We start from the raw sequence: 22,604 nt of genomic DNA, 5'->3' as shown, positions 1-22,604 counted from the left end.
GCGCGGCGGGGAGCGTCACCGGAGACCGGCCGCCGCGACCGGGGACCGGTCCGCGGGGGCCTCTCCGGGCAGCCCGGCGAAGAGGTCGTCCTCCCAGCCGTACGGGCCGACGCCCGGCCCCTTCGCACCGACCGCGAGGGTGAAGAACTCCACGCCCATGAACTCGCCCCCGAAGTTGCCGGCGATCGAGTAGAGCCAGGAGGTGGCCGGGATCTGGGTGGCGTGCGCCCGCATCGCCGCCTCCTTGGCCGCGTGCTGGTCGGTGCCGTCGATCCGGGCGGCGATCTGGTCGTCCGGGGTGCCGAAGGGCAGCTCGGCCAGATCCTGGATGCCAGCGAACGGATTGTCCGAGGACTCGGCGAAGTGCGCCATGCCGGCCTCCAGCACACTGAGCGGCATGGCCGTCCAGTAGACCTTCGCCGGGGCGCAGCCCTCGGCCGCGGCCACCTCGACGGCGCGCATCGCCACCCGGTGCGCCTGGATGTGGTCGGGGTGGCCGTAGAAGCCGTTCGGGTCGTACGTGATCAGCACCTGGGGGCGTACCTCCCGCATGATCTCCACCAGGTGCCCGGCGGCCTCGTCGAGGTCGGCCTGCCAGAAGGCGCGGGGGTGGTCGTTCGTCGCGAGGCCCATCATTCCCGAGTCGCGGTAGCGGCCGGCGCCGCCGAGGAAACGGTGGTCGCTGACGCCGAGCGCGGCGCAGGCGGCGGCCAGCTCGGCGATCCGGTACCCGCCGAGCTGGTCGGCCTCGGCGGCGGCGAGCTGCGCGAGCGCCGGTACGTGGATCTCGCCCTCCTCGCCGAGGGTGCAGGTCACCAGCGTGACGTGTGCGCCGGCGGCGGCGTAGTGGGCCATGGTCGAGCCGGTGCCGATCGACTCGTCGTCGGGGTGCGCGTGGACCAGCAGCAGGCGGCGGTCGGGCAACGTCGTCACGACGGTCACTCTAACCGGCGGTCCTCCCTCGGGGGTCGTCGACGCGTCCGCCCAGGTCGGCCACATCACGCCCGGCGCGGCTCTACGATTTGGCCTGTGGACTTTCCGGAGCTGGCCGCCCGTACCCGCCGGTTCAGCCACGGCGCGCCGCGCGCTGTCTCCGTGGCCGAAGACGGCTCCCGGGTGATCTTCCTGCGCTCAGCGGGCCCGGAAGATCCGGCGGACGCGCTCTGGCTGCTGGACGTGGCGACCGGCGAGGAACGCCTGGTGGCCGATCCGGCGACCCTGCTGGGCACCGAGGGTGACGTGCGGGCGCTCTCCCCGGGCGAGCGGGCGCTGCGTGAACGGCTGCGCCTCACTGCCGCCGGCATCGGCTCGTACGCGCTGGACGCCGCCGGCCGGGTGGCGGTGTTCGCGCTGGCCGGTCGGCTGTTCCGGGCCGATCTGGTGCACGGTGACGTGGTGGAGGTGGCCGCCGTCGGTCCGGTGCTGGATCCTCGACCGGATCCGACCGGGGAACGCCTGGCGTACGTGACCGACGCCGCCGGTGGAGTGCGCCGGGGTGAGCTGCGCGTCATCGAGGCGGATGGCACGGACACCCTGCTGGCTGGCGAGGACGCCGGGGTGAGCTGGGGTCTGGCCGAGCACATCGCGGCCGAGGAGTTCGGCCGGTACCGGGGCTACTGGTGGGCCCCGGACGGGCGGATGGTGCTCGCCGCCCGGGTGGACGAGTCCCGGCTGGACCGCTGGCACCTGCACGACCCGGCCGAGCCGGCCAGCCCGCCGACGGCCGTCGCGTACCCCCGGGCCGGCGGCCCGAACGCCGAGGTCAGCCTGCACCTGCTGGACCTGGACGACGGCTGGGTCGACGTGCACTGGGACCGGGAGACCTACCCGTACCTGACCGGGGTGAGCTGGGGCGAGGCCAGCCCGCTGATCACCGTGCTGCGCCGCTCGCAGCAGCACGGGCTGGTGCTCGCGGTGGACCCGCGCACCGGTGAGACGCAGGTGCACGCCGAGCTGGCCGATCCGCGCTGGGTGGAGCCGGTCGCCGGCACGCCGGCACACCTGCCGGACGGCCGGGTGCTGGTCGGCGGCGAGCTGGCCCACGACGGGTACGACGCCCGCTGCCTGTTCGCCGACGGCACCCTGCTCACTCCCCCGTCGCTGTACGTGCGACGGGTGGTGGGTCGACTGCCGGCCGTCAGCGGTCCCGCCGACCTGCTGGTCGAGGCGAGTGACGGGGAGCCGAGCGAACGGCACCTGTTCCGGGTCCGTACGACCATCGGGGGCGGGGTGGACGCCCGGCGGCTCACCACCGACTCGGGCTGGCACACGGCGGCCGTCGGCGGGGACGTCCTGGTGGTGGGAAGCGCCTCGCTGGACCACGCCGGGGTGCGGTGGACGGTGTCGCGCGGCGGGCAGGAGCTGGCCGAGCTGCGGTCACTGGCCGCCAACCCGCCGTACTCTCCGCTGCCCCTGCTGGAGCGGGTGACCGACCGGCGGCTGCCGGCGGCGGTGCTCTACCCCGACAACCATGTGACGGGCCGGCGGCTGCCGGTGCTGCTGGACATCTACGGCGGTCCGGGACACCAGGAGGTGGTGGCGGCCCGGGCCGCGTGGCTGGAGCGGCAGTGGTGGGCCGACGCCGGGTTCGCGGTGGTCACCATCGACAACCGGGGTACGCCGGGCGTGGCGCCATCGTTCGAGAAGGCGATCCATCGGCGGGTCGCCGACGTGATCCTGGCCGACCAGATCGACGCGCTGACCGCGCTCGCCGGCAAGCACCCGGACCTGGACCTGGGTCGGGTGGGGGTGCGCGGTTGGTCATTCGGCGGGTGGCTGGCCGGGTTGGCGGTGTTGCGCCACCCGGAGCTGTTCAAGTGCGGCATCGCGGGCGCCCCGGTGACCGACTGGGCGCTGTACGACACCGCGTACACCGAGCGTTATCTCGGCCTGCCGGAGGACGGCATGGACGTGTACGCGCACCACTCGCTGATCGAGTTGGCCGCGGAGCCGGTCACCGGCCCGGACCAGGCCCGCCCGTTGCTGTTGGTGCACGGTCTGGCCGACGACAACGTGGTGGCCGCGCACACGCTCCGGCTCTCCGCGGCCCTGCTGAGCACCGGCCGCCCGCACGCCGTGCTGCCGCTGACCGGCGCCACCCACATGGCCGCGAACGGCACCGCCGAGCGGCTGCTTCCGTTGGAACTCGACTTCCTCCGCACCCACCTGCGCTGAGCGGCATTCGGTACGTGATTTCGGCAGGTGGGGTCCCCTGCCGCATGCCATGCTGGCCGAAGCATGAGCCGACCGGGCGATTCCCCGGGGCGGCACCGCTTTCCCTTATGCCGAAAGGACTCCACCATGGTGGGGATTGCGCAGAAACCGTCGACCGCCGCCGTTCAGGAAGGCGAGTTGCCGGTCACGCACTTTCGTACGGCGACGGTGAACGGGATCGACATCTTCTATCGCGAGGCCGGACCGGCCGACGGCCCCGCGGTCCTGCTGCTGCACGGATTTCCCACGTCGTCCTCGCAGTTCCGCCACCTGATCCCGCTGCTCGCGGACCGGTACCGGGTGATCGCGCCGGACTTCCCGGGTTTTGGCCACAGCGCCAGCCCGGACCGGTCGACGTTCGACTACACCTTCGCCAACTTCGCGGATCTGATGGACGGCCTCCTCGGCCAGCTCGGCGTGGATCGCTACGCGCTCTACTGCTTCGACTACGGGGCGCCGACCGGGTTCCGGCTGGCCCTCAAGGGGCCCGAGCGGGTCGGCGCGCTCATCGTGCAGAACGGCAACGCGTACGAGGAGGGCCTGAGCGATTTCTGGGATCCGATCAAGGCCTACTGGGCGGAGAAGATCGACGAGCGCCGCCAGGCCATCGCCTTCATCCTCGACCCCGACACGGTCAAGTTGCAGTACACGCAGGGGGTGCACGACCTCAGCCGACTCGACCCCGACCAGTGGACCCACGACGCCACCCAGCTCGCCCGCCCCGGCAACGCGGACATCCAACTGGATCTGTTCTACGACTACGGCAGCAACGTCACGCTGTATCCGGAATTCCAAGCCTTCTTCCGCGACCATCAGCCACCGACGCTGATCATCTGGGGCCAGAACGACTCGATCTTCCCACCCGAGGGTGCCCACCCCTATCGGCGCGACCTGCCGTCGGCCGAGTTCCACCTGCTCGACACCGGCCACTTCCTGCTGGAAGACAAGCTCGACGTCGCTGCGCCGATGATCCGCGACTTTCTCGACCGATCCATCGGTCGTTCCTGAACGGGAGCAACGGCGTCGTCATCGACCGGCCTGCGCCGCAGGCCCTTGGGGCTGGGGCCTACGCCGCCGCGGGCCGGGTCCGGTGCGCTGGGCCGCCGCGGTGCTGACGGACGCCAGCGCTTGGAAGGCCCTCGCCTACTGCTTCGCCGGCTGCCCCTGATGGCCGCGGCCGCCTACCTCGGCGGAGTCCTCATCGCCGGCGGGCTGCTGGGCATCACCTATCCCGTGTGGATGCACCGGTTTCCGCAAGACCCGCCCTGGGGCGGTCCCTGGGGTCTGGCCGCGCAGGGGTTGGCCGCGCTGCTGGTGTTTCCGTGGTACTTCCGGATCATCGTGTGGCTGGACCGGCGGTTGGTGGGGGCGCTGCTGGAGCCGGGCCCGGAGCGAGCCCGGATAGCGGCGCTGGAGGCCAGCCGGGCCGCGCTGCGGGCGGACGCCGCAGCGCTGCTGCGGCGGGTGGAGCGGGACCTGCACGACGGTACGCAGGCCCGGCTGGTCGCGCTGGGCGTGGCGCTGTCGCGCATCGAGCGGCGAGCCGGAGCTGCGGACGATGGTGGCGCAGGCCCCGGGCGCGGTGGTGGAGGCGCTTTCCGAGCTGCGGGACATCGTGCGGGGCATTCACCCACCCGCGCTGGACGCTGGCCTCAGCACCGCGATCGAGACCCTGGCCGCGCGCAGCGCGGTGCCCGTCGTCGTGCACGTGGACCTGCCCCAGCGGCCACCGCCCGAGACGGAGTCGGCGCTCTACTTCAGCGCCGCCGAACTGCTCACCAACGTGGCGAAGCACGCTGCGGCCAGCCGGATCCGGCTGGACCTTCGCACGCTGGGTGGCATGCTGCGCGTGACTGTCACCGACGACGGGGGCGGTGGGGCGAGGCCCGGGGGCGAGGGTACGGGTCTGGCCGGGCTGATCCGGCGGGCCGAGTCGCTCGACGGCGCGCTGTGGGTAGACAGTCCGTCGGGTGGGCCGACGACCATCACCGTGGAGTTGCCATGCGAGTAGTGATCGCCGAGGACAACCCGTTACTGCGCGACGGGATCAGGTTGCTGCTGACCGATCACGGAATCACCGTCGTGTCGACGGTGGACAACGGCGACGACCTGCGGGCGGCGGTCAGGGAGCACCGGCCGGACACGGCGGTGGTCGACGTGCGGATGCCACCGACCTTCACCGACGAGGGGTTGCGGGCGGCATTGGCGATCCGTACGACCCACCCGGACATCGGCGTGCTGGTCTTCTCACAGTGGCGGTGGACGCGGGCGTCGCCCGCCTCAGCGAGCGGGAACGAGAGGTCCTGGGGATGTTGGCCGAGGGCCGCTCCAACGCTGCCATCTGCGAGTCGCTCCACCTCGCCCCGCGCAGCGTGGAGAAGCATGTGACAACCATCTTCACCAAGCTGGACCTACCCCAGGCGCGGACCGACCACCGGCGGGTACTCGCCGTGTTGCGCTACCTGAACGCGGGGCGCTGAGGCTTCCCGCACTCTGGCTGGCCCGGCCTGCCGATGTGCTGTTGAGCGGTATACCTCAGAGGTATGAATATGACTCTGAGGTATACCGCTCAATAGGGCACCCGACCCGACGGAGGTGACCGACGGTCACCGCCGACGGCTGACACGTGTGCCATGCCGCTGCTCTGGCCGCCACAGCCGGGACGGTATTGGCCGTCATGCTCACAGCACTCCGAGGTTGATGGCGAGCTGGGTAATCGTGGCTGGGGCGGCTGGGTCGTCCGTCTGGAGGTAGGCGCGCGCCGCGTCGATCAGGTGCGCGGCGCGGTGCTCGACCGGCAGCCACCGCCACCCGTCCCTACCGATCGTCTTCTCGTGCCGGGCGACCGCCTCCGGCCCGTCGCCCAACTCCACGGCGGCGGCGACCCGCGCCACCTCGACGGCCGCCGGCCCGAACGCCGTCCGGTAGTGGTCGTGCCCGTCGCCCACCTGGTCGCCCAGCTCGGCAGCCTCGTCCAGCAGGCGTCCGGCCATCCGGTCGTCACCCGCCCTGGCCGCGATCAGGGCGGCCTGCACGAGCAGCGATCCACGCAGCGACAGTTCTTCCGGCGTGCCAGCGGCGATCTGGGAAGCGGCGGCCAGCATCACCGGCCCTACCCGCGCCACCCCCGCAACACCTGGCCGAGCTGCACCGCCGCGCAGGCCAGCAACACCCGATCACCGGCGGCGGCGGACATCGCCCGGTCAGCGGCCAACCAGGCGAGGCTCCCCTCCCCCAGCTTGACCAGCAACGCCGCCGCCACCCGGTACACCTCCACCACCGCTGCCCGCCCGGCCTCCGGGTGCTGACCGTGGGCGCGGTGAACCTCGGTCACCACCGTGGGCAGCAGCTCGATCAGACGTGGTTACCGGGCGTGCTGGTAGGTCGTCCACGCGTGCCGCACCTCCCGAGCCAGCCGATCGGGCGGCATCACCGCGCGGTCCGCCTGACGACCAAAAGCCATTGGGTACGCGGACAGCGCGGCCCGAATCCGCGCGACGCCTTCGCTGCGCTCGGCAACCTCGGCAGGCTGAACATCACGACCAAGCAGCGCTGCGGGATCGACCCTCAGCACTCCCGCGATCTCCCGGATGGTCGACAGTCGCTCCAGGGAGCGGACCCCGCGCTCGACCTTGTCCACCCAGCTCTTCGACTTTCCCAATCGATCCGCGAACGACTGCTGCGACAACCTGCGCCGCACCCGCAGGTAGGCGACGCGTCGGCCGATCGGCAGCGGGTCACGGCTCACCGCGCCACCGCCGATCCGGCACCGCCCGAGTCGTCTCCTGCACCGGTATCCGCTCAGCCTCGGCCCGCGCGAGCAACCGGCGTTTGGCGTCTTCCCGCTCGGCGGCGTCGATCTGCTCGCCCCGGCTGACCGGCTCGTCGTCAGAACTGGGCATCATCACCTCCGCTGCTGGGCGCACCGGCAGGCCCTGCCGTCGCGTGCCATCCACAGTGACGCCTAACTGTCGTCGGACGCGACGGCACAGGATGCGGCATACCGGTCACATTGACGGCGACATTCAGACGACACGGCGGTATTGTGGCGAACATGAATGCCCCGAACACCGCCCTACGCGCGGTCCGCACCGGGATGCGCATGAGCCAAGACGACTTCGCCCGCGCGCTTCAGGCCGCCGGCCGCCGCGTCGGCGAGCCGAACGACGCCAACAAGAGACTCGTCCAGCGCTGGGAGTCCGGCGCGATCGCCGCACCACGGCCCGTCTATGCCCGCGCCCTGGAGGTCGTCACCGGTCTACCGGTCTCGCTGCTCGGCTTCGCTGCGATACCCGACGGCCATGCAGTCGATGACCAACACGGTGGCCACGATCTGGCCTCGCCCATGTCCAAACTGGCCACGCCAACACCCAAGCCACTCGCAGTCCGCCCGTCGTACGAGGGTGTCTGGCTCAGCCGCTACCAGTTCCATTCCAGCGGCCGGGGAGAATCATTCGCCGGGCAGCACTTCGTGGTCGTGCTCCAGCACGGCGACCGACTGACCGTGCGCAGCCTGCCCGGCTCAGCAGCATCGTCGCTGTCAATGGATCTCACCATCGACGGTGCGGTGGTCACCGGCACCTGGGTGGAGCAGACCGATCCCGCCGGCTACTACCGGGGAGCCCGGTACCACGGCGCAATCCAGCTCCTGGTGGAGCCCACCGGCCGACGGATGGCCGGCAAATGGGTCGGGTTCGGCAAGGACATGGACGTCAACACCGGGCCATGGGAGCTGACTTTCCGGGATGCTTCCACGTCGAAGGCAACGCTCGACCAGTACAACACGTCGCCCGAGTAGGCCCGCCGATGGGAATCGGCCGTCCGGTACGGCCCTCGGTGTGCCGACAGTGAGACCGCCGATTCAAAGGAAGCCCCGCATGAGCAACCCCCGCGAAACTTTCCTACGACTGGTGAACGGCGTCTGCGACGGTCCGTACGAGGACTTGGCCGACTTGTATGCCGAGCAGACCCACGTCACGCACCCGTTCCACCCACTCGACCCGCCGCCGCTACGCAGCCGCGGCGAACTGCACGAGCACTTCACCGCGCCGCCACCGGCCGGCCGGACGCTGAACCGCAATCCGGTCGACATCACGATTCATGACACCGCCGACCCGGAGGTGATCGTCGCCGAGTTCGCCTATCAGGGGCGAGTCGAGGAGACAGGCGAGGCGTTCACCGTGCCATGCGTGTTTGTCATGCGCATCCGCGACGGGCTCATCATCGAGTCGCGGGACTACATCGACCACATCGCCAGCGCGCGGGCCTGGGGTCAACTCGACAGCCTGCTAGTCGCACTTCGCCCGCAGGGAAGCACCACCGTTGACGGCGCCACCCGGCCCTGATGCTCATACGACATCACGCGCACTGATCTGCCCCGCACCTACCAATCGCGATCGGGCGCGGCCGGATCGGATCAGTGAGCCGACCGGCGGAAACGGCGAGGGCCCCCACCCGACGACGCTGTCGGGAGGGGACCCTGCCTGCCTGCGATACGACCTACGGCTTGACGTACGCGTTCACGAACGCCGGGTAGCCGAAGACGCTGGAGATGAAGACCCCGCCGGCCTTGGACCCGTGCACGTTGTAGGCCACGTCGACGAAGAGCGGCACCACGGGCGCGTGCTCCTTCATGATCCGCTCGTCGAGCTTGGCCCACTCCGGGCCCTGGTCGGCGGCGGGCATCGCCTGGATGCGGTCCATCTCGGCGTTGATCGCCGGGTCGTTGAAGTAGGACTGGTTGCTGTTGCCCTCGGCCTTGATAGTGCGGCCGTCGTAGAGCACCGGCAGGATCGACGCCCCGCTCGGCCAGTCCGCCGCCCAGTTACCGATGTACAGGTCCCAGGGGTTGTCCTTCTTCTTGACCTCGTCGAGCTTGGCGTCGTCCGAGATGTTCCGCAGCGTGATTTTGAAGCCGGCGCGCTCCAGGTTGGCCTTGAGCTGGGCGCCCTGCTGCTGCTCGGTCGAGTTGTCGGCGACGCCGAGGACCAGCTCCGGCGTCTTGCCGCCGAGCAGTTCCTTGGCCTTGTCGACGTTGCCGTTGGCGCCCGCCGGGTACGCGTCGTACGCCTTGTAGCCGATGGTGGCCGACGGCATCAGCGTGGTCATCGGCGCGGCGACGGTCTGCCCGCCCATCGCCTTGATGAGGCCCTCGCGGTCGATGGCGTAGTTGAGCGCCTGACGGACCTTCAGGTCGGTGACCCGCTGGTTGTTGATGACGAGCTGGTTGGCGCTCGGCGTGGGCGAGAGGATGGTGCGCGACTTGAGCGTGGCGTCCCCGGCCACCTTGGCGACCAGCGAGGCGGGCACGGTGTTGAAGGCGAGCGCGCTCTGGTCGGCGCCGTTGTCGGCGATCACCCGGTTGTTGGCGGCGTCCGCGGTCGGGCCGAAGGTCCACACGAACCGGTCCGGGTACTGGTGGCGGACCGGGTCGGTCTTCGGGTCCCAGTTGGGGTTGCGGTCCAGGGTGATCTGCACGCCGACCTGGTTCTTGGCGACCTTGTACGGGCCGGACGAGAACGGCTGCTTGTCCAGGTCGACGCCGGTGTCCTTGTCCGCGGGCAGCGGCGCGGTGGTCGGCAGCGAGACCGCGAACGGCAGGTCACAGCGGGGTTTGGCGAACTCGAAGCGCAGCGTCTTTGCGTCCGGCGTGGTGAGGCCGGGCGGCAGCGACGTCTTGTTCTTCTTGAAGTCCCACTTGGTGTCGAACTGCGGGGTGTCGGCCAGCCACTCCTGAATGTAGGTGGGGCCGCCGGAGAGGTCCGGGTCGAAGGAGCGGGCGATGCCGTACGCGATCTCCTTGGAGGTGATCGGCCGGCCGTCCTCGAACTTCACCCCGTCCTTGATGGTGAATTCCCAGACCTTGCAGTCGTTGTTGACGTTCTTGCCCGGCGTCTCGGCCAGGTCACCGACGAGGACGAGGCCGCCCTTGCCGTCGTCCTTCCAGGTGGTCAGGTAGCGCGCGAAGAGCGGGTTGGTCATCAGGCCGGCGAACGAGTACGTCCGCTGCGGGTCCAGGTGGGAGATCGGCGACTCCCGGATGATGGTGAAGGTGCCGCCCTTCGCGGCGCCGCTCACCTCGGCCGCCGGGCCCTGCGAATCCTTCGGGTCGGTCGCGATGACCCCGGACTGCTGCCGTTCGGTGTCCACCGTGGTGCCCTCGCCCGTGTTCTTCGAGCACGCACCCAATGCCACCACCAGAGCGATCGCGCCGCCTGCGGCAGCCACCACGCGTGGTCTCATGAAGTACCCCCTTCACCCATGTGCCGTGCGGTTTCGCCGGGGCGAGAACCGCCGACGTCCCGAGGATCGTAAGGAAGAAAACCTACGAGTTGTGTAACAGTTGTTGATAAATTTCGCCACCAGCCGCGCAGTGGCCACCCATCGGGTCAGCGCAGCCGGACCCGGGGGTCGATGGCCGCGTAGAGCAGGTCCACCAGGACATTCGCCAGCACCACGAAGACGGCCGCGATCAGCACGGTGGCCATGATGGTGGGCAGGTCACCCGAGCGCACCGCGTCCACGGCCGTACGCCCCAGCCCCTGGATGCCGAACGTCGTCTCGGTGATCACCGTGCCGCCCAGCGCCCCGCCCACGTCCAGACCGGCGATGGTCACCACCGGGGTGATCGCCGCGCGCAGCGCGTGCCGCCCGTACACCGTCGGTTTGGCCAGGCCCTTGGCCCGCGCGGTCCGGACGAAGTCCTCCGACAGCGTCTCCAGCATCTGCGCCCGCGACAGCCGGGCGTAGATGGCCGAGAAGAGGAAGGCCAGCGCGACCCAGGCGAGCACCAGCCCACTGGCCCACTTGGCCGGATTGTCGAACAGGGACGTGTAGCTGGGCACCGGCAGCAGCCGCAGGTTGTAGACGAACACCAGCAGCAGCACCGCGCCCACGAAGTAGAGCTGCAACGACGCGCCGGTCAGGGAGAAGCCGATGGCCAGGCGGTCCAGCCAGGTGCCCCGGCGCAGCGCCGAGATCATGCCCAGCCCCACCCCGAGCAGCAGCCAGAGGATCGCCGCGGGGATCACGATGCTCAGCGTCACCGGCAGCACCCGGGCGATGGTGTCCGAGACCGCCTCGTTGGAGACGTACGACCAGCCCAGGCAGGGCGCGTCACACCGGCCGCCCTGGGCGCTGCCCAGATCACGACCGGTGACGATGCCCTTCATGTAACCGGCGTACTGGCTGATCAGCGGGTCGTTGAGGCCCAGGTCGTCACGGACCCGCTCCAGCCGCTCCGGGTTGCAGTTCTTCGGGCACATGCCGGTCACCGGGTCGCGCGGTAGGGCGAAGAACATCAGGAAGGTCAGCACGCTCACCGCGAACAGGGTCAGCGTCGCGGAGAACAGCCGCTTGATCAGAAACCGTGACATGAGTCCACCCCTACCGGGACGACTTCGGGTCGAGCGCGTCCCGCAACGCGTCGCCGAAGAGGTTGAAGGCGAACACCAGCGCGAAGATCGTGATGCCCGGGAAGAACACGTACGCCGGGTCGGTCTGGAGGAAGTCCAGACTGCGGTAGATCATCCGGCCGAAGCTCGGCGTCTCGTCGCTGAGGCCGACGCCGATGAACGACAGCGCGGCCTCGCTGGTGATGAACTGCGGCACGGCGAGGGAGAACGACACCAGGATCGGCGCCCAGATGTTCGGCAGCAGTTGCCGGAAGATGATGTGCCCCAGCCCGGCGCCGCTGGCCTTGGCGGCCTCCACGAACTCTCGTTCGCGCAGCGCGATCACCTGCCCGCGCACCAGGCGGGCCGTGCTGGTCCAACCGAAGATGGCGAACACGGCGATCAGCACGCCCACCCCGAAGGCGGACGACACCTGCCCCCGCTCGCCGTAGAAGCGCAGCGTGATGGTGGGGGTGAGCGCCAGCGCGATGATCAGGAACGGCATCGCGAGCGTCAGGTCGGTGATCCAGTTGATCACCGCGTCAAGCCAGCCGCCGAGGTAACCCGCCAGCGCGCCGAGCACGATGCCGATGGTGGCGGTGATCAGCGCGGCGGCGAACGCGATGAACAACGACGTCCGCAGCCCGTAGATCAACCGGATGAAGATGTCCCGGCCCAATCCTGGCTCCAGCCCGAACCAGTGGTCCCCGGTGACACCGCCGACGTAACCCAGCGGCATGCCGAAGCCGTCCAGCAGGTTCTGGAACTGCTCGCGCGGCCCGATCCCGTAGACCATCTCGATCAGCGGGGCGGAGAGCCCCAAGAGCAGGAAGAACACCAGGAGTACGCCGCTGACCACGGCCGTCCGGTCACGACGCAGCCGCAGCCAGGCGAGCTGCCCGGGCGAACGCCCGACGACGCCCTTGGTCTCGGGCCCGCCCGCGTCCGCGCTGGACTCGATCTCGGCGAGCGCCACACCCTCCACCGGAGACAGGCTCACGACGACACCTCCTCGACGACCTGGGTGATCGACCCCGCCCCTTCGGGGAAGTGACACGCGGTGGCCTGCCGACCGCCGTCGCGCGGCCCCAGCGGCGGCTCCTCGGTGGCGCAGATGTCCTGCGCCTTCCAGCACCGGGTGCGGAAACGGCAGCCCGACGGCGGGTCGAGCGGGGTGGGGACGTCGCCGGTCAGCCGGATCCGGCCCACCGGGCCGAGCTGCGTGACGTCCGGGATGGCCGAGAGCAGAGCCCGGGTGTACGGATGCTGCGGGCGCTCGTAGATGTCCGTCCGGTCGCCGATCTCCACGATCCGCCCCAGGTACATGACCGCTACCCGCTGGCAGAAGTGCCGGACCACGGCCAGGTCGTGCGCGATGAACACGAACGCCAGGCCCAGCTCCCGTTGCAGGTCGCGCAGCAGGTTGACGACCTGCGCCTGGATCGAGACGTCCAGGGCGGACACCGGCTCGTCGGCGACGATCAGCTTGGGCCGCAGGGCCAGCGCGCGGGCGATACCGATGCGCTGGCGCTGGCCGCCGGAGAACTCGTGCGGATACCGGTTGTAGTGCTCCGGGTTCAGCCCGACCAGCTCCAGCAGCTCCTGCACCCGCGCCTTGATCCCGCCCGGCGGTTTGATCCCGTTGACCTGCAACGGCATCGCCACGATCCGGCCCACCGTGTGCCGGGGGTTCAGCGACGCGTACGGGTCCTGGAAGATGATCTGAAGTTCCTGTCGCAGCGGGCGCAGCTCCCGGCGGCCGGCGTGGGTGATGTCCCGCCCGTCGAACTCGATGGTGCCGGCCGTCGGCTCCAGCAGCCGCACCAGCATCCGGCCGGTGGTCGTCTTGCCGCAGCCGGACTCCCCCACCAGGCCGAGCGTCTCGCCGGGGCGTACGTCGAAGTCGAGACCGTCGACCGCCCGCACCAGGCCGGTGCCGCGCAACCCCTGGCGGACCGGGAAGTGCTTGGTCAGTCCGCGCACGCGCAGCAGTGGTTCGTCGGTCATCGGGCCACTCCCACGGATGCCACGTTCTCGGCGTAGATCGCGGCGCGTTCCTCGGCGCTCAGGTGGCAGGCCACCAGGTGACCGTCGGCCCCGGCCGGGCGCAGCTCGGGCACCTCGGTGCGGGACCGGTCGCCGACGCGGTCGTCGTAGCGGCAGCGTGGGTGGAAGGCGCAGCCGGTCGGCAGGTTGATCAGGCTGGGCGGGTTGCCGGGAATGGGCACCAGGTCCGCGTCCGCGTCGCCGTGCAGCGACGGCACGCTGGAGAGCAACCCCCAGGTGTACGGATGCTGCGGCGAGCGGAGCACCTGCTCGACGCTGCCGTGCTCGACGGCCCGCCCGCCGTACATCACCAGCACCTCGTCGGCGACCTGGCCGACGACGCCGAGGTCGTGGGTGATCAGGATGATCGCGGAGTGGAACTCGGCCTGGAGGTCGGCGAGCAGGTCCAGGATCTGCGCCTGCACGGTGACGTCCAGCGCGGTGGTCGGCTCGTCGGCGATCAGCAGCGCGGGGTCGTTGACCAGGGACATCGCGATCATCGCCCGTTGGCGCATCCCGCCGGAGAACTCGTGCGGGTACTGGTCGAAGCGGCGTGCCGGCTGCGGGATGCCGACCCGGTCCAGCATGTCCACCGCGCGCTGGCGGGCCTCGCGCCGGTTGGCCTTCGGGTGGTGCACCCGGTACGCCTCGGCGATCTGCCGACCGACGCTGTAGTACGGGTGCAGCGCGGACAGCGGATCCTGGAAGATCATCGCCATGTCCCGGCCGCGCAGCCGGCGTACCTCCTCGTCGGGCAGGCCGACCAGCTGCCGGCCGCCGACGGAGATCTCGCCGGTGATGGTGGCCCGCTTGGGGTCGTGCAGGCCGAGGATGGCCAGCGACGTGACGCTCTTGCCGGAGCCGGACTCGCCGACGATGCCGAGAGTGCGGCCCCGCTCGACGGCGAACGACACCCCGTCGACCGCGCGCACCACGCCGTCGGAGGTGTCGAACCGGACCCGCAGGTCACTCACCCGCAGGTAGGCGTCCTGGTCGGAGCGCTGTGCCGGCACGGCGGGACGGTCGTCCGGGTCCCCGGACGACGACGGTTCCGAGCTGTCCACGGCCACCTCCCTCAGTGACGAAGAGAACTTACAACAAAGTCCCGAGGGTGAAAATAAGCTACAAAGTCGGCACGTGTCAGCGGGCCCGAGCGTAACGAGTCCGCATCGGCCCCGCATCCCCTGTCACCTCGCCATCCACGCCCGTTCATGGCTCTGATCGCACGTCAAGTGCGATCATTGGGCGAGCAGCCAGCAGAGGATGTCCGTGGCACGAGGTGGAGGTGACCCATGACCGCGGCGGTGTTCGATCACGAAGGTCCGTGGACCGAAGAGGAGTTCCTCGCCCTCGGCGAGACGCAGGATCGCGTCGAACTCTTCGACTGGAGCCTCCACGTGACCCCAGGACCCACCCCACGGCATCAACGAATCTCCCGCAAGCTCGGCAATATCCTGGAAGCAGCCGCGGAGGCAGCCGACCTTGAGCTGTTGGAGGCGGTGAACGTCCGGCTCCGACCAGGTCGAATACCGATTCCTGATCTCGTCGTCACCAACGCAGTCGATCTCGACGAGCCCAACATCGAGTCAGCTGATGTGCGACTGGTCTGCGAGATCATCTCGCCGAGCAACGCCTCCACCGACAAGGTCCTCAAGATGCATTACTACGCCGCAGCGGGCATTGAGTGGTATCTGCTGGTGGAGCAGGGGACGGGTGCCATGCGCCTTTACCAGCGGCAGGGTGGCCACTACGTGGAGAGGGCAACGACGAAGCGCGGCGAGGTTCTGGAACTGACCGAGCCAGTGCGGGCCACTATCCGGCCAGAGGATCTCGTCCCCTGACGGGTGTCGGTCGGCTGGCCTAGGGTCGGTCCATGACCGAGTTCGACGCGGCCACCGCCGCCGTCCAGGCCGCCCTCGACGCGGGAGCGCGGTACGCCGACGCGCGGGTGATGCACCGCCGCTACGAGTCGATGACCGCGCGCAACGGCGACGTGGAGGAGCTGACCCAGGACGAGAGCATCGGGCTGGGCGTCCGGGCGCTGGTCGGCGCGAGTTGGGGCTTTCACGCCGTACCCGATCTGTCCGACGCCGCCGCCCGCGACGCCGGCCGGCGCGCGACCCGGACCGCGATGGCGAGCGCGCGGGTGCCCGGCCCGCCGGTCGACCTGGTCGCGGTCGAGGCGGTCGCGGCGAGCTGGGCCTCGGACTGCCGGATCGACCCGCTCGGGGTGCCCCTGTCGGACAAGGGCGACCTGCTGGTCGGCGCGACCCGCACGATGGCCGAGCACGGCGCGGACCTGGCCGAGGGGCTGTACCAGATCTGGGACACCGCGAAGTGGTTCGTCTCCAGCGAGGGCCACCGGATCGACCAGCGGATCCGCGAGTGCGGCGGCGGCATCTCGGCCACCTCGATCGGTGACGGCGAGACACAGCGGCGCTCCTGGCCCAGCTACCGCGGGCAGTACGGCACCACCGGCTGGGAACTGGTCGAGTCGCTCGACCTGGCCGCACACGCCGCGCAGATCGCCGAGGAGTCCCGGGCGCTGCTGACCGCGCCGCCCTGCCCGGCCGGCGAGACGGATCTGATCCTCGGCGGCGAGCAGTTGGCCCTGCAGATCCACGAGTCGGTCGGGCACGCCATCGAACTGGACCGGATCCTCGGCTGGGAGGCCGCGTTCGCCGGCACGTCCTGGCTGGACCTGGCCCAGCTCGGCTCGCTGCGCTACGGCTCCGAGCTGATGAACATCACGATCGACCCGACGATCCCCGGCGCGCTGGGCAGCTTCGGCTTCGACGACGAGGGCTCACCGGCGGTCAAGCGGGACGCGGTGCGCGACGGTCGCTGGGTGGGAGTGCTCGCCGGCCGGGACTCGGCGGCCATGGCGGGCCTCGACTACGGCGGCAGCGTCCGCGCCGACGGATGGGCCCGGCTGCCGATGGTGCGGATGACCAACGTCGGCCTGGAACCCGGCCCGCACACCCTGGAGGAGATCATCGGGGCCACCGACGACGGCGTGCTGATGGACCTCAACCGGTCCTGGTCGATCGACGACAAGCGGCTCAACTTCCAGTTCGGCTGCGAGGTCGGCTGGGAGATCAAGAAGGGTCGCCGGGGGCGGATGCTGCGCAATCCCACGTATACCGGGATCGGCCCGCTCTTCTGGCGCTCGATGGACATGCTCTCCGGCGAGACGGTGCCCTGGGGGACGCCCAACTGCGGGAAGGGCCAGCCGGGCCAGATCGGGCACACCGGCCATCCGGCCGCGCCGGCCCGCTTCCGCAACGTCCGCGTGGGGGTGTCGGCGTGAACGCCGTGCGAGCCGCGCAGTCGCGACTGAAGGAGCTGCCGTGAGTGGTTCGACGGAGTTGGAGCTGGCCGGGCAGGTCATCGAGCTGGTTCGGCGTCTCGGCGGGCCGGCCGCGCAGGCCGAGGCGGTGGTGACCCGGGCGGACCTGGCGCTGACCCGGTTCGCCAACTCGGCCATCCATCAGAACGTCGCCGAGTCCACCGTCGGCGTCCGGCTGCGGGTGCACGTCGACGGACGGACCGCCGCCGGCAGCGGCAGCGTGGTCACCACCGACGGGTTGGGCGCGCTGGTCGAGCGCACCCTGGCGGCGGCGCGGCTCTGCCCGCCCGACCCGGGTTGGCCGGGGCTGGCCCCGCCGACGCCCACACCGGACGCCCCGCCCGTCGACGAGGCCACCGCCCACGCCGAGCCGGACCAGCGGGCCGACCGGGTCGGCGCGTTCGTGGCCGCCGCCGGGAGCCTCATCACGGCCGGATACTGCCGCACCGCGCACCGCTCGTCGGCGTTCGCCAACTCGGCCGGGCACACCGCGTACGGTCGCTCGGCGGAGGCGGCGATGGACGGCATCGCCCGGCGCGACGGCGCGGACGGGGTGGCCCGACGCTGCGTCGACCGGCTGTCCGACCTCGACGGTGCGGAGCTGGGCGCGCACGCCGCCGCGAAGGCGCAGGCGGCGGCCGACCCGGTCGAGCTGCCGCCGGGGCGCTACGAGGTGGTGTTCGAGCCGGCCGCCGTGGCGGACCTGTTGCAGAACCTCTCCTGGTTCGGCTTCAACGGCAAGCGGTACGCGGAGCGGCAGTCCTTCGCCGAGCCGGGCGCGGCCCAGTTCGACCGACAGGTGACCCTGGTGGATGACCCGCTGGGCGCGTCGGGTCTGCCGTTCGACGCCGAGGGCACCGGCCGGCGGGCGGTGACCCTGGTCGAGGCGGGCACCACGCGGGCGGTCGCGCACGACCGGCGGACGGCCGCCGAGGCGGGCGCGGAGTCCACCGGGCACGCGATCGCGGGCGGCGCCACCTGGGGCCCGATGGCCCGCAACCTGCGGCTCTCTCCCGCGGCGGTGGGCCCGGCCAGCGCGGTGGGCCGGAGCACCACGGGCACGGCGGCCGGCGCGGTGGTGGACACGGACACCGCGGCGCTGGTCGCCGGGGTGCGGCGCGGGCTGCTGGTCTCCGATCTGTGGTACACGCGGGTGCTCGACCCGAAGAGCCTCGTCGTCACCGGGTTGACCCGCAACGGGGTCTGGCTGATCGAGGACGGCACGGTCGTCCGGGCGGTCCGCGACCTGCGGTTCACCGAGTCGTACCCTCGGGCGCTCGGGCCGGGCGCGGTGCTCGGGCTGGGCTCGCGGGCGGTGCGTCAACCGGACCGGGTGGACGGTGCCTGGTGGGCGGCGCCGTCGGTGCGGCTCGCGTCCTGGCACTTCACCGGCGGCGCCTCCGGCTGACGTTTCTCGACGACGCGCCGCAAACCCGCGCGCTGAGGGCTTTTCCGCAGGCCAGACACACGGGACACTCCCTTGCGCGGACGGCTCGCAGAGATCGGCGTAACGTGTGTCACTTAGCTGCGTCGGTCGATCCGGCGTGGTCGTTGGTGTGCGCATGACGTGGCAGCGGGTGCGGGTTCGCCGGTCCGCGTGCCGACCGGAGAGAGACCAGCCCGCCCGTACGGGCCCGTCGAGGAGACGACTCGAATGACTTCAACGGCAACGAGGCCGAGGGGGGCGCGGGCGCGCGCCGCCATCGCGGCGAAGACGTTGCGTACCGACCGATGGTGGTTCGCCCCGCTGATCACCGTGATCGGGCTCAGCGCCTGGGTCGCCTACGCGACGGTCCGGGTCTTCATGCACAAGTGGTACTGGGTGGACCAGTTCCACTACCTGACCCCGTTCTACTCCCCGTGCGTGACGGACCGGTGCGTCGAGGAGGCCTCACACTTCGGCCGGTTCCTGCCCGGCTGGTGGATCATCCCGGACGCGGCGCTGACCCTGCCGTTCCTGCTGCTGTTCCGGCTCACCTGCTACTACTACCGCAAGGCGTACTACCGGTCGTTCTGGCTGTCGCCGCCGGCCTGCGCCGTTCCCGACGGCCACAAGGAGTACGCCGGGGAGACCCGTTTCCCGCTGCTCGGCCAGAACCTGCACCGCTACTTCTTCTACGCCGCCGCGATCATCTCGCTGATCAACACGTGGGACGCGATCCTCGCCTTCCACTCGCCGAAGGGTTTCGGCTTCGGCCTGGGCAACCTCGTCCTGCTGCTCAACGTGGTGATGCTCTGGGCGTACACCATCTCCTGCCACTCCTGCCGGCACATCATCGGCGGGCGGCTCAAGCACTTCTCCAAGCACCCGGTGCGCTACCGGGCCTGGACCTTCGTCTCGGCGTTGAACGTCCGGCACATGCAGCTCGCCTGGATCACCCTCGGCACCCTCGCGCTTACCGACTTCTACGTCATGGCGCTCGCGGCCGGCTGGTTCAACGACCTGCGGTTCATCAACTAAAGGGCCCCTGACATGACCACTACCACTCGCATCGAACGACACCACTACGACGTCGTCGTCATCGGGGCCGGCGGCGCCGGCCTGCGCGCCGCCATCGAGGCCCGGCTCGCCGGCAAGAAGACCGCGATCATCTCCAAGTCGCTGTTCGGCAAGGCGCACACGGTGATGGCCGAGGGCGGCGCCGCCGCCGCGATGGGCAACGTGAACAGCCGGGACAGCTGGCAGGTGCACTTCCGCGACACCATGCGCGGCGGCAAGTTCCTCAACAACTTCCGGATGGCCGAGCTGCACGCGAAGGAGTCGCCGCAGCGGATCTGGGAGCTGGAGACGTACGGCGCGCTCTTCGACCGCACCAAGGACGGCAAGATCTCCCAGCGTAACTTCGGCGGACACGAGTACCCCCGACTGGCGCACGTGGGCGACCGGACGGGCCTGGAGCTGATCCGCACCCTCCAGCAGAAGATCGTCTCGCTCCAGCAGGAGGACAAGCGCGAGTTCGGCTCGTACGACGCCCGGATCAGGGTGTTCTCCGAGACGACCATCACCGAGCTGCTGCTCGACGGCGACCGGGTCGCGGGCGCCTTCGGCTACTACCGCGAGTCCGGCGAGTTCATCCTCTTCGAGGCGCCGGCCGTGGTGCTGGCCACCGGCGGTGTCGGGCGCTCCTACAAGGTCACGTCGAACTCCTGGGAGTACACCGGGGACGGGCACGCCCTGGCGCTGCGCGCCGGGGCGACGCTGATCAACATGGAGTTCCTCCAGTTCCACCCGACCGGCATGGTCTGGCCGCCCTCGGTGAAGGGCATCCTGGTCACCGAGTCGGTCCGCGGCGACGGCGGCGTGCTGAAGAACTCCGAGGGCAAGCGGTTCATGTTCGACTACGTCCCCGACGTCTTCCGCAAGCAGTACGCGGAGACCGAGGAGGAGGCGGACCGCTGGTACACCGACCCGGACAACAACCGGCGCCCGCCGGAGCTGCTGCCCCGCGACGAGGTGGCCCGCGCGATCAACAGTGAGGTCAAGGCCGGTCGGGGCTCCCCCGCCGGCGGTGTCTTCCTGGACATCGCGAGCCGGCGCTCGGCCGACGAGATCCGCCGCCGGCTGCCCTCGATGTACCACCAGTTCAAGGAGCTGGCCGACGTCGACATCACGGCCGAGCCGATGGAGGTCGGGCCGACCTGCCACTACGTGATGGGTGGCGTGGAGGTGGACCCGGACTCGGGCGCCGCCTTCGGCCACGTACGCGGGCTGTTCGCCGCCGGTGAGGTCTCCGGCGGTATGCACGGCTCCAACCGGCTGGGCGGCAACTCCCTGTCCGACCTGCTGGTCTTCGGCAAGCGGGCGGGCGGGCACGCGGCCAGCTACGCCGACGGGCTGGCCGCCCGGCCGAAGGTGGCCGTGGACGCGGTCGAGGCGGCGGTGGAGACCGCCCTGGCGCCGCTGCAACGGGACACCGGCGAGAGCCCGTACACCCTCCAGCAGGACCTCCAGGCGGTCATGGGGGATCTCGTCGGAATCATCCGGCGCGAAGGCGAGCTGGCCGACGCCCTGGTGCGGCTGGCCGAGCTGCGCGAGCGGGTCGCCAAGGTGAGCGCCGCCGGCGGCCGGCGCTACAACCCGGGCTGGCACCTGGCCCTGGACCTGCGCAACATGCTGGTGGTCTCGGAGTGCACCGCGAAGGCGGCGCTGGAGCGGCAGGAGTCGCGCGGCGGGCACACCCGGGAGGACTATCCGGCGATGGAGCCGAAGTGGCGGCAGGTCAACCTGGTCTGCTCGCTGGACGGCGACAGCGTACGGCTGACCCGTAAGCCGCTGCCGACGATGCGGCCGGAGCTGATCAGCCTCTTCGACCGGGCCGAGCTGGCCAAGTACCTCACCGACGAGGAGCTCGCCGACTTCGACGCTTCCGTCGCCGACGCTGGAGAGGCGGACAACCGATGAGCGCGAAGCGTCAGTTCCGGATCTGGCGGGGCGACGAGACCGGCGGCGACCTGCAGGATTACATGGTCGAGGTGAACGAGGGCGAGGTCGTCCTCGACGTCATCCACCGCCTGCAGGCCACCGACGCGCCCGACCTGGCCTGCCGGTGGAACTGCAAGGCCGGCAAGTGCGGCTCCTGCTCGATGGAGATCAACGGCAAGCCGCGACTGGGCTGCATGACCCGGATGTCGACCTTCGGCGACGAGGAGACGGTCACCGTCACGCCGCTGCGGACCTTCCCCGTCATCCGGGACCTGGTCACCGACGTCTCGTTCAACTACGAGAAGGCGCGGGAGACCCCGGCGTTCGCCCCTCCGGCGGACGTCGCCCCGGGCGACTACCGGATGCAGCAGGTCGACGTCGAGCGCTCGCAGGAGTTCCGCAAGTGCATCGAGTGCTTCCTGTGCCAGAACGTCTGCCACGTGATCCGCGACCACGAGGAGAACAAGCAGGCGTTCTCCGGCCCGCGGTACTTCATCCGGGCGGCCGAGCTGGACATGCACCCGCTGGACGCCCGGACCGACCGCAGGGAGTACGCGCAGGCCGAACAGGGCCTCGGTTTCTGCAACATCACCAAGTGCTGCACCGAGGTCTGCCCCGAGCACATCAAGATCACCGACAACGGGATCATCCCCATGAAGGAACGCGTCGTCGACCGCAGGTACGATCCCCTTGTGTGGCTTGGTAGCAAGATCTTCCGTCGGGGCGAGACGCCCCAGACCAGCGTGACCACCGCCCGTCCGGGCTCGGCGAGCCTGCCGGGAACGAGCCGGGGCGGGGGGCACTCGCACGCGGGTGGCTCGCACGACCCGCAGGCTGAGGCGCAGGCGCAGAGCGGCGTCAACTGGCACCGGGAGGTGCCCCACCCCACCGCGCCTGCGGTCGACGACCGGGGCCGGCTGCCGCTGACCGAGCTCACCTTCGACCGGGCCGCCGCGCCGTCGCCGTTCGGCGACGACGTGACCTTCCCGATGCCTCCGGAGCACCTCAACTTCGCGCACCCCGACCAGGACGACAAGCACTGAGCACGACCACCCGAACGGGGGCCCCGGCAATAGCCGGGGCCCCCGTCACATCCCCCCACCCCTAACCCACCCCACCCCGGCCCACCCCGTTGATCATGAAGTTATTGCCCTGCCGACCGGCGTGTCGCGGCAATAAC

The 22,604-nt window shown here is 70.5% G+C and carries 21 protein-coding genes and 1 pseudogene; 12 read left to right on the top strand and 10 right to left on the bottom strand.

The genetic code is table 11. The features are described 5' to 3' along the window. Positions 1 to 15: 15 nt before the first annotated feature. Entirely contained in the window at positions 16 to 942 is a 927-nt protein-coding gene (gene mshB / locus ACFYPH_RS23045; RefSeq protein WP_387184438.1) for an N-acetyl-1-D-myo-inositol-2-amino-2-deoxy-alpha-D-glucopyranoside deacetylase, read from the bottom strand. 87 nt (positions 943 to 1,029) lie between these two features. On the opposite strand from mshB, the gene ACFYPH_RS23040 reads away from it, so the two are divergent. From ACFYPH_RS23040 to ACFYPH_RS23025, 4 genes and pseudogenes are all read left to right on the top strand, one after another. Further along, positions 1,030 to 3,174, top strand: a complete 2,145-nt coding sequence (locus ACFYPH_RS23040) for a prolyl oligopeptidase family serine peptidase (RefSeq protein WP_387184436.1) — start codon at positions 1,030 to 1,032, stop codon at positions 3,172 to 3,174. Between the two features lie 126 nt (positions 3,175 to 3,300). Next, on the top strand, positions 3,301 to 4,221 hold the full coding sequence (locus tag ACFYPH_RS23035) for an alpha/beta hydrolase (protein WP_354857030.1): 921 nt from the start codon (positions 3,301 to 3,303) through the stop codon (positions 4,219 to 4,221). A 550-nt stretch (positions 4,222 to 4,771) separates the two neighbouring features. Continuing rightward, entirely contained in the window at positions 4,772 to 5,224 is a 453-nt protein-coding gene (locus tag ACFYPH_RS23030) for an ATP-binding protein (RefSeq protein ID WP_354857032.1), read from the top strand. Then, positions 5,215 to 5,693: pseudogene (locus ACFYPH_RS23025) on the top strand (response regulator transcription factor). Before ACFYPH_RS23030 ends, ACFYPH_RS23025 begins: the two are co-directional and overlap by 10 nt. A 201-nt stretch (positions 5,694 to 5,894) precedes the next feature. Here the strand turns inward: ACFYPH_RS23025 and ACFYPH_RS23020 are convergent. Genes ACFYPH_RS23020 through ACFYPH_RS23005 form a run of 4 tightly spaced genes read right to left on the bottom strand, consistent with a single transcriptional unit; the run spans position 5,895 to position 7,115 of the window. After that, positions 5,895 to 6,338: a hypothetical protein gene (locus ACFYPH_RS23020; protein WP_354857034.1), complete on the bottom strand. Its 444-nt coding sequence runs from the start codon at positions 6,336 to 6,338 to the stop codon at positions 5,895 to 5,897. After that, complete coding sequence (locus tag ACFYPH_RS23015) at positions 6,326 to 6,547, bottom strand: hypothetical protein (protein WP_354857036.1); 222 nt, start codon at positions 6,545 to 6,547, stop codon at positions 6,326 to 6,328. Before ACFYPH_RS23015 ends, ACFYPH_RS23020 begins: the two co-directional genes overlap by 13 nt. 30 nt (positions 6,548 to 6,577) lie before the next feature. Further along, positions 6,578 to 6,961 carry a helix-turn-helix domain-containing protein gene (locus ACFYPH_RS23010; RefSeq protein WP_354857037.1) on the bottom strand — a complete coding sequence of 128 codons (384 nt, stop codon included), beginning with the start codon at positions 6,959 to 6,961 and terminating at the stop codon, positions 6,578 to 6,580. After that, positions 6,951 to 7,115: a hypothetical protein gene (locus ACFYPH_RS23005; protein ID WP_354857039.1), complete on the bottom strand. Its 165-nt coding sequence runs from the start codon at positions 7,113 to 7,115 to the stop codon at positions 6,951 to 6,953. Before ACFYPH_RS23005 ends, ACFYPH_RS23010 begins: the two co-directional genes overlap by 11 nt. Positions 7,116 to 7,267: 152 nt before the next feature. On the opposite strand from ACFYPH_RS23005, the gene ACFYPH_RS23000 reads away from it, so the two are divergent. Beyond that, entirely contained in the window at positions 7,268 to 8,011 is a 744-nt protein-coding gene (locus ACFYPH_RS23000) for a helix-turn-helix domain-containing protein (RefSeq protein WP_387184431.1), read from the top strand. A gap of 79 nt (positions 8,012 to 8,090) precedes the next feature. Beyond that, the gene (locus tag ACFYPH_RS22995; RefSeq protein WP_354857040.1) at positions 8,091 to 8,558 is read left to right on the top strand and encodes a nuclear transport factor 2 family protein; all 468 of its coding nucleotides are present in this window, start codon (positions 8,091 to 8,093) and stop codon (positions 8,556 to 8,558) included. A 154-nt stretch (positions 8,559 to 8,712) separates the two neighbouring features. Here ACFYPH_RS22995 and ACFYPH_RS22990 read toward each other — a convergent pair whose 3' ends face one another. From ACFYPH_RS22990 to ACFYPH_RS22970, 5 genes are all read right to left on the bottom strand, one after another. Then, positions 8,713 to 10,455, bottom strand: a complete 1,743-nt coding sequence (locus ACFYPH_RS22990; RefSeq protein WP_354857042.1) for an ABC transporter substrate-binding protein — start codon at positions 10,453 to 10,455, stop codon at positions 8,713 to 8,715. Between the two features lie 146 nt (positions 10,456 to 10,601). Continuing rightward, a complete protein-coding gene (locus ACFYPH_RS22985) occupies positions 10,602 to 11,588 on the bottom strand; it encodes an ABC transporter permease (RefSeq protein ID WP_354857043.1) in 987 nt (328 codons plus the stop codon). Positions 11,589 to 11,598: 10 nt separating this feature from the next. Then, on the bottom strand, positions 11,599 to 12,606 hold the full coding sequence (locus tag ACFYPH_RS22980) for an ABC transporter permease (protein WP_354857045.1): 1,008 nt from the start codon (positions 12,604 to 12,606) through the stop codon (positions 11,599 to 11,601). Beyond that, positions 12,603 to 13,613, bottom strand: coding sequence for a dipeptide ABC transporter ATP-binding protein (locus tag ACFYPH_RS22975; RefSeq protein ID WP_354857048.1), 1,011 nt, complete (start codon positions 13,611 to 13,613; stop codon positions 12,603 to 12,605). Before ACFYPH_RS22975 ends, ACFYPH_RS22980 begins: the two co-directional genes overlap by 4 nt. After that, positions 13,610 to 14,665, bottom strand: a complete 1,056-nt coding sequence (locus ACFYPH_RS22970) for an ABC transporter ATP-binding protein (protein WP_354857136.1) — start codon at positions 14,663 to 14,665, stop codon at positions 13,610 to 13,612. The genes ACFYPH_RS22975 and ACFYPH_RS22970 overlap by 4 nt, the downstream gene beginning before the upstream one ends. Positions 14,666 to 14,944: 279 nt before the next feature. Here ACFYPH_RS22970 and ACFYPH_RS22965 point away from each other — a divergent pair, with 279 nt between their 5' ends. The 6 genes from ACFYPH_RS22965 (at position 14,945) to ACFYPH_RS22940 (ending at position 22,467) form a co-directional block, all read left to right on the top strand. Further along, entirely contained in the window at positions 14,945 to 15,493 is a 549-nt protein-coding gene (locus ACFYPH_RS22965; protein WP_354857050.1) for a Uma2 family endonuclease, read from the top strand. Between the two features lie 32 nt (positions 15,494 to 15,525). Next, a complete protein-coding gene (locus ACFYPH_RS22960) occupies positions 15,526 to 16,962 on the top strand; it encodes a TldD/PmbA family protein (RefSeq protein ID WP_354857052.1) in 1,437 nt (478 codons plus the stop codon). Between the two features lie 40 nt (positions 16,963 to 17,002). Continuing rightward, positions 17,003 to 18,409 (top strand): metallopeptidase TldD-related protein, encoded by a 1,407-nt coding sequence (locus ACFYPH_RS22955; RefSeq protein WP_354857054.1) that lies wholly within the window; start codon positions 17,003 to 17,005, stop codon positions 18,407 to 18,409. Positions 18,410 to 18,655: 246 nt separating this feature from the next. Further along, positions 18,656 to 19,462, top strand: a complete 807-nt coding sequence (locus ACFYPH_RS22950) for a hypothetical protein (RefSeq protein ID WP_354857056.1) — start codon at positions 18,656 to 18,658, stop codon at positions 19,460 to 19,462. A 12-nt stretch (positions 19,463 to 19,474) separates the two neighbouring features. Further along, complete coding sequence (locus ACFYPH_RS22945) at positions 19,475 to 21,403, top strand: fumarate reductase/succinate dehydrogenase flavoprotein subunit (protein WP_354857059.1); 1,929 nt, start codon at positions 19,475 to 19,477, stop codon at positions 21,401 to 21,403. Continuing rightward, on the top strand, positions 21,400 to 22,467 hold the full coding sequence (locus ACFYPH_RS22940) for a succinate dehydrogenase/fumarate reductase iron-sulfur subunit (RefSeq protein ID WP_354857062.1): 1,068 nt from the start codon (positions 21,400 to 21,402) through the stop codon (positions 22,465 to 22,467). Before ACFYPH_RS22945 ends, ACFYPH_RS22940 begins: the two co-directional genes overlap by 4 nt. Positions 22,468 to 22,604 lie beyond the last annotated feature (137 nt).

This window comes from Micromonospora sp. NPDC005252 (genome assembly GCF_042872475.1).
In the GTDB taxonomy this organism is placed as follows: Bacteria; Actinomycetota; Actinomycetes; order Mycobacteriales; family Micromonosporaceae; genus Micromonospora.
This window is presented reverse-complemented; position numbering and strand designations above follow the sequence as displayed.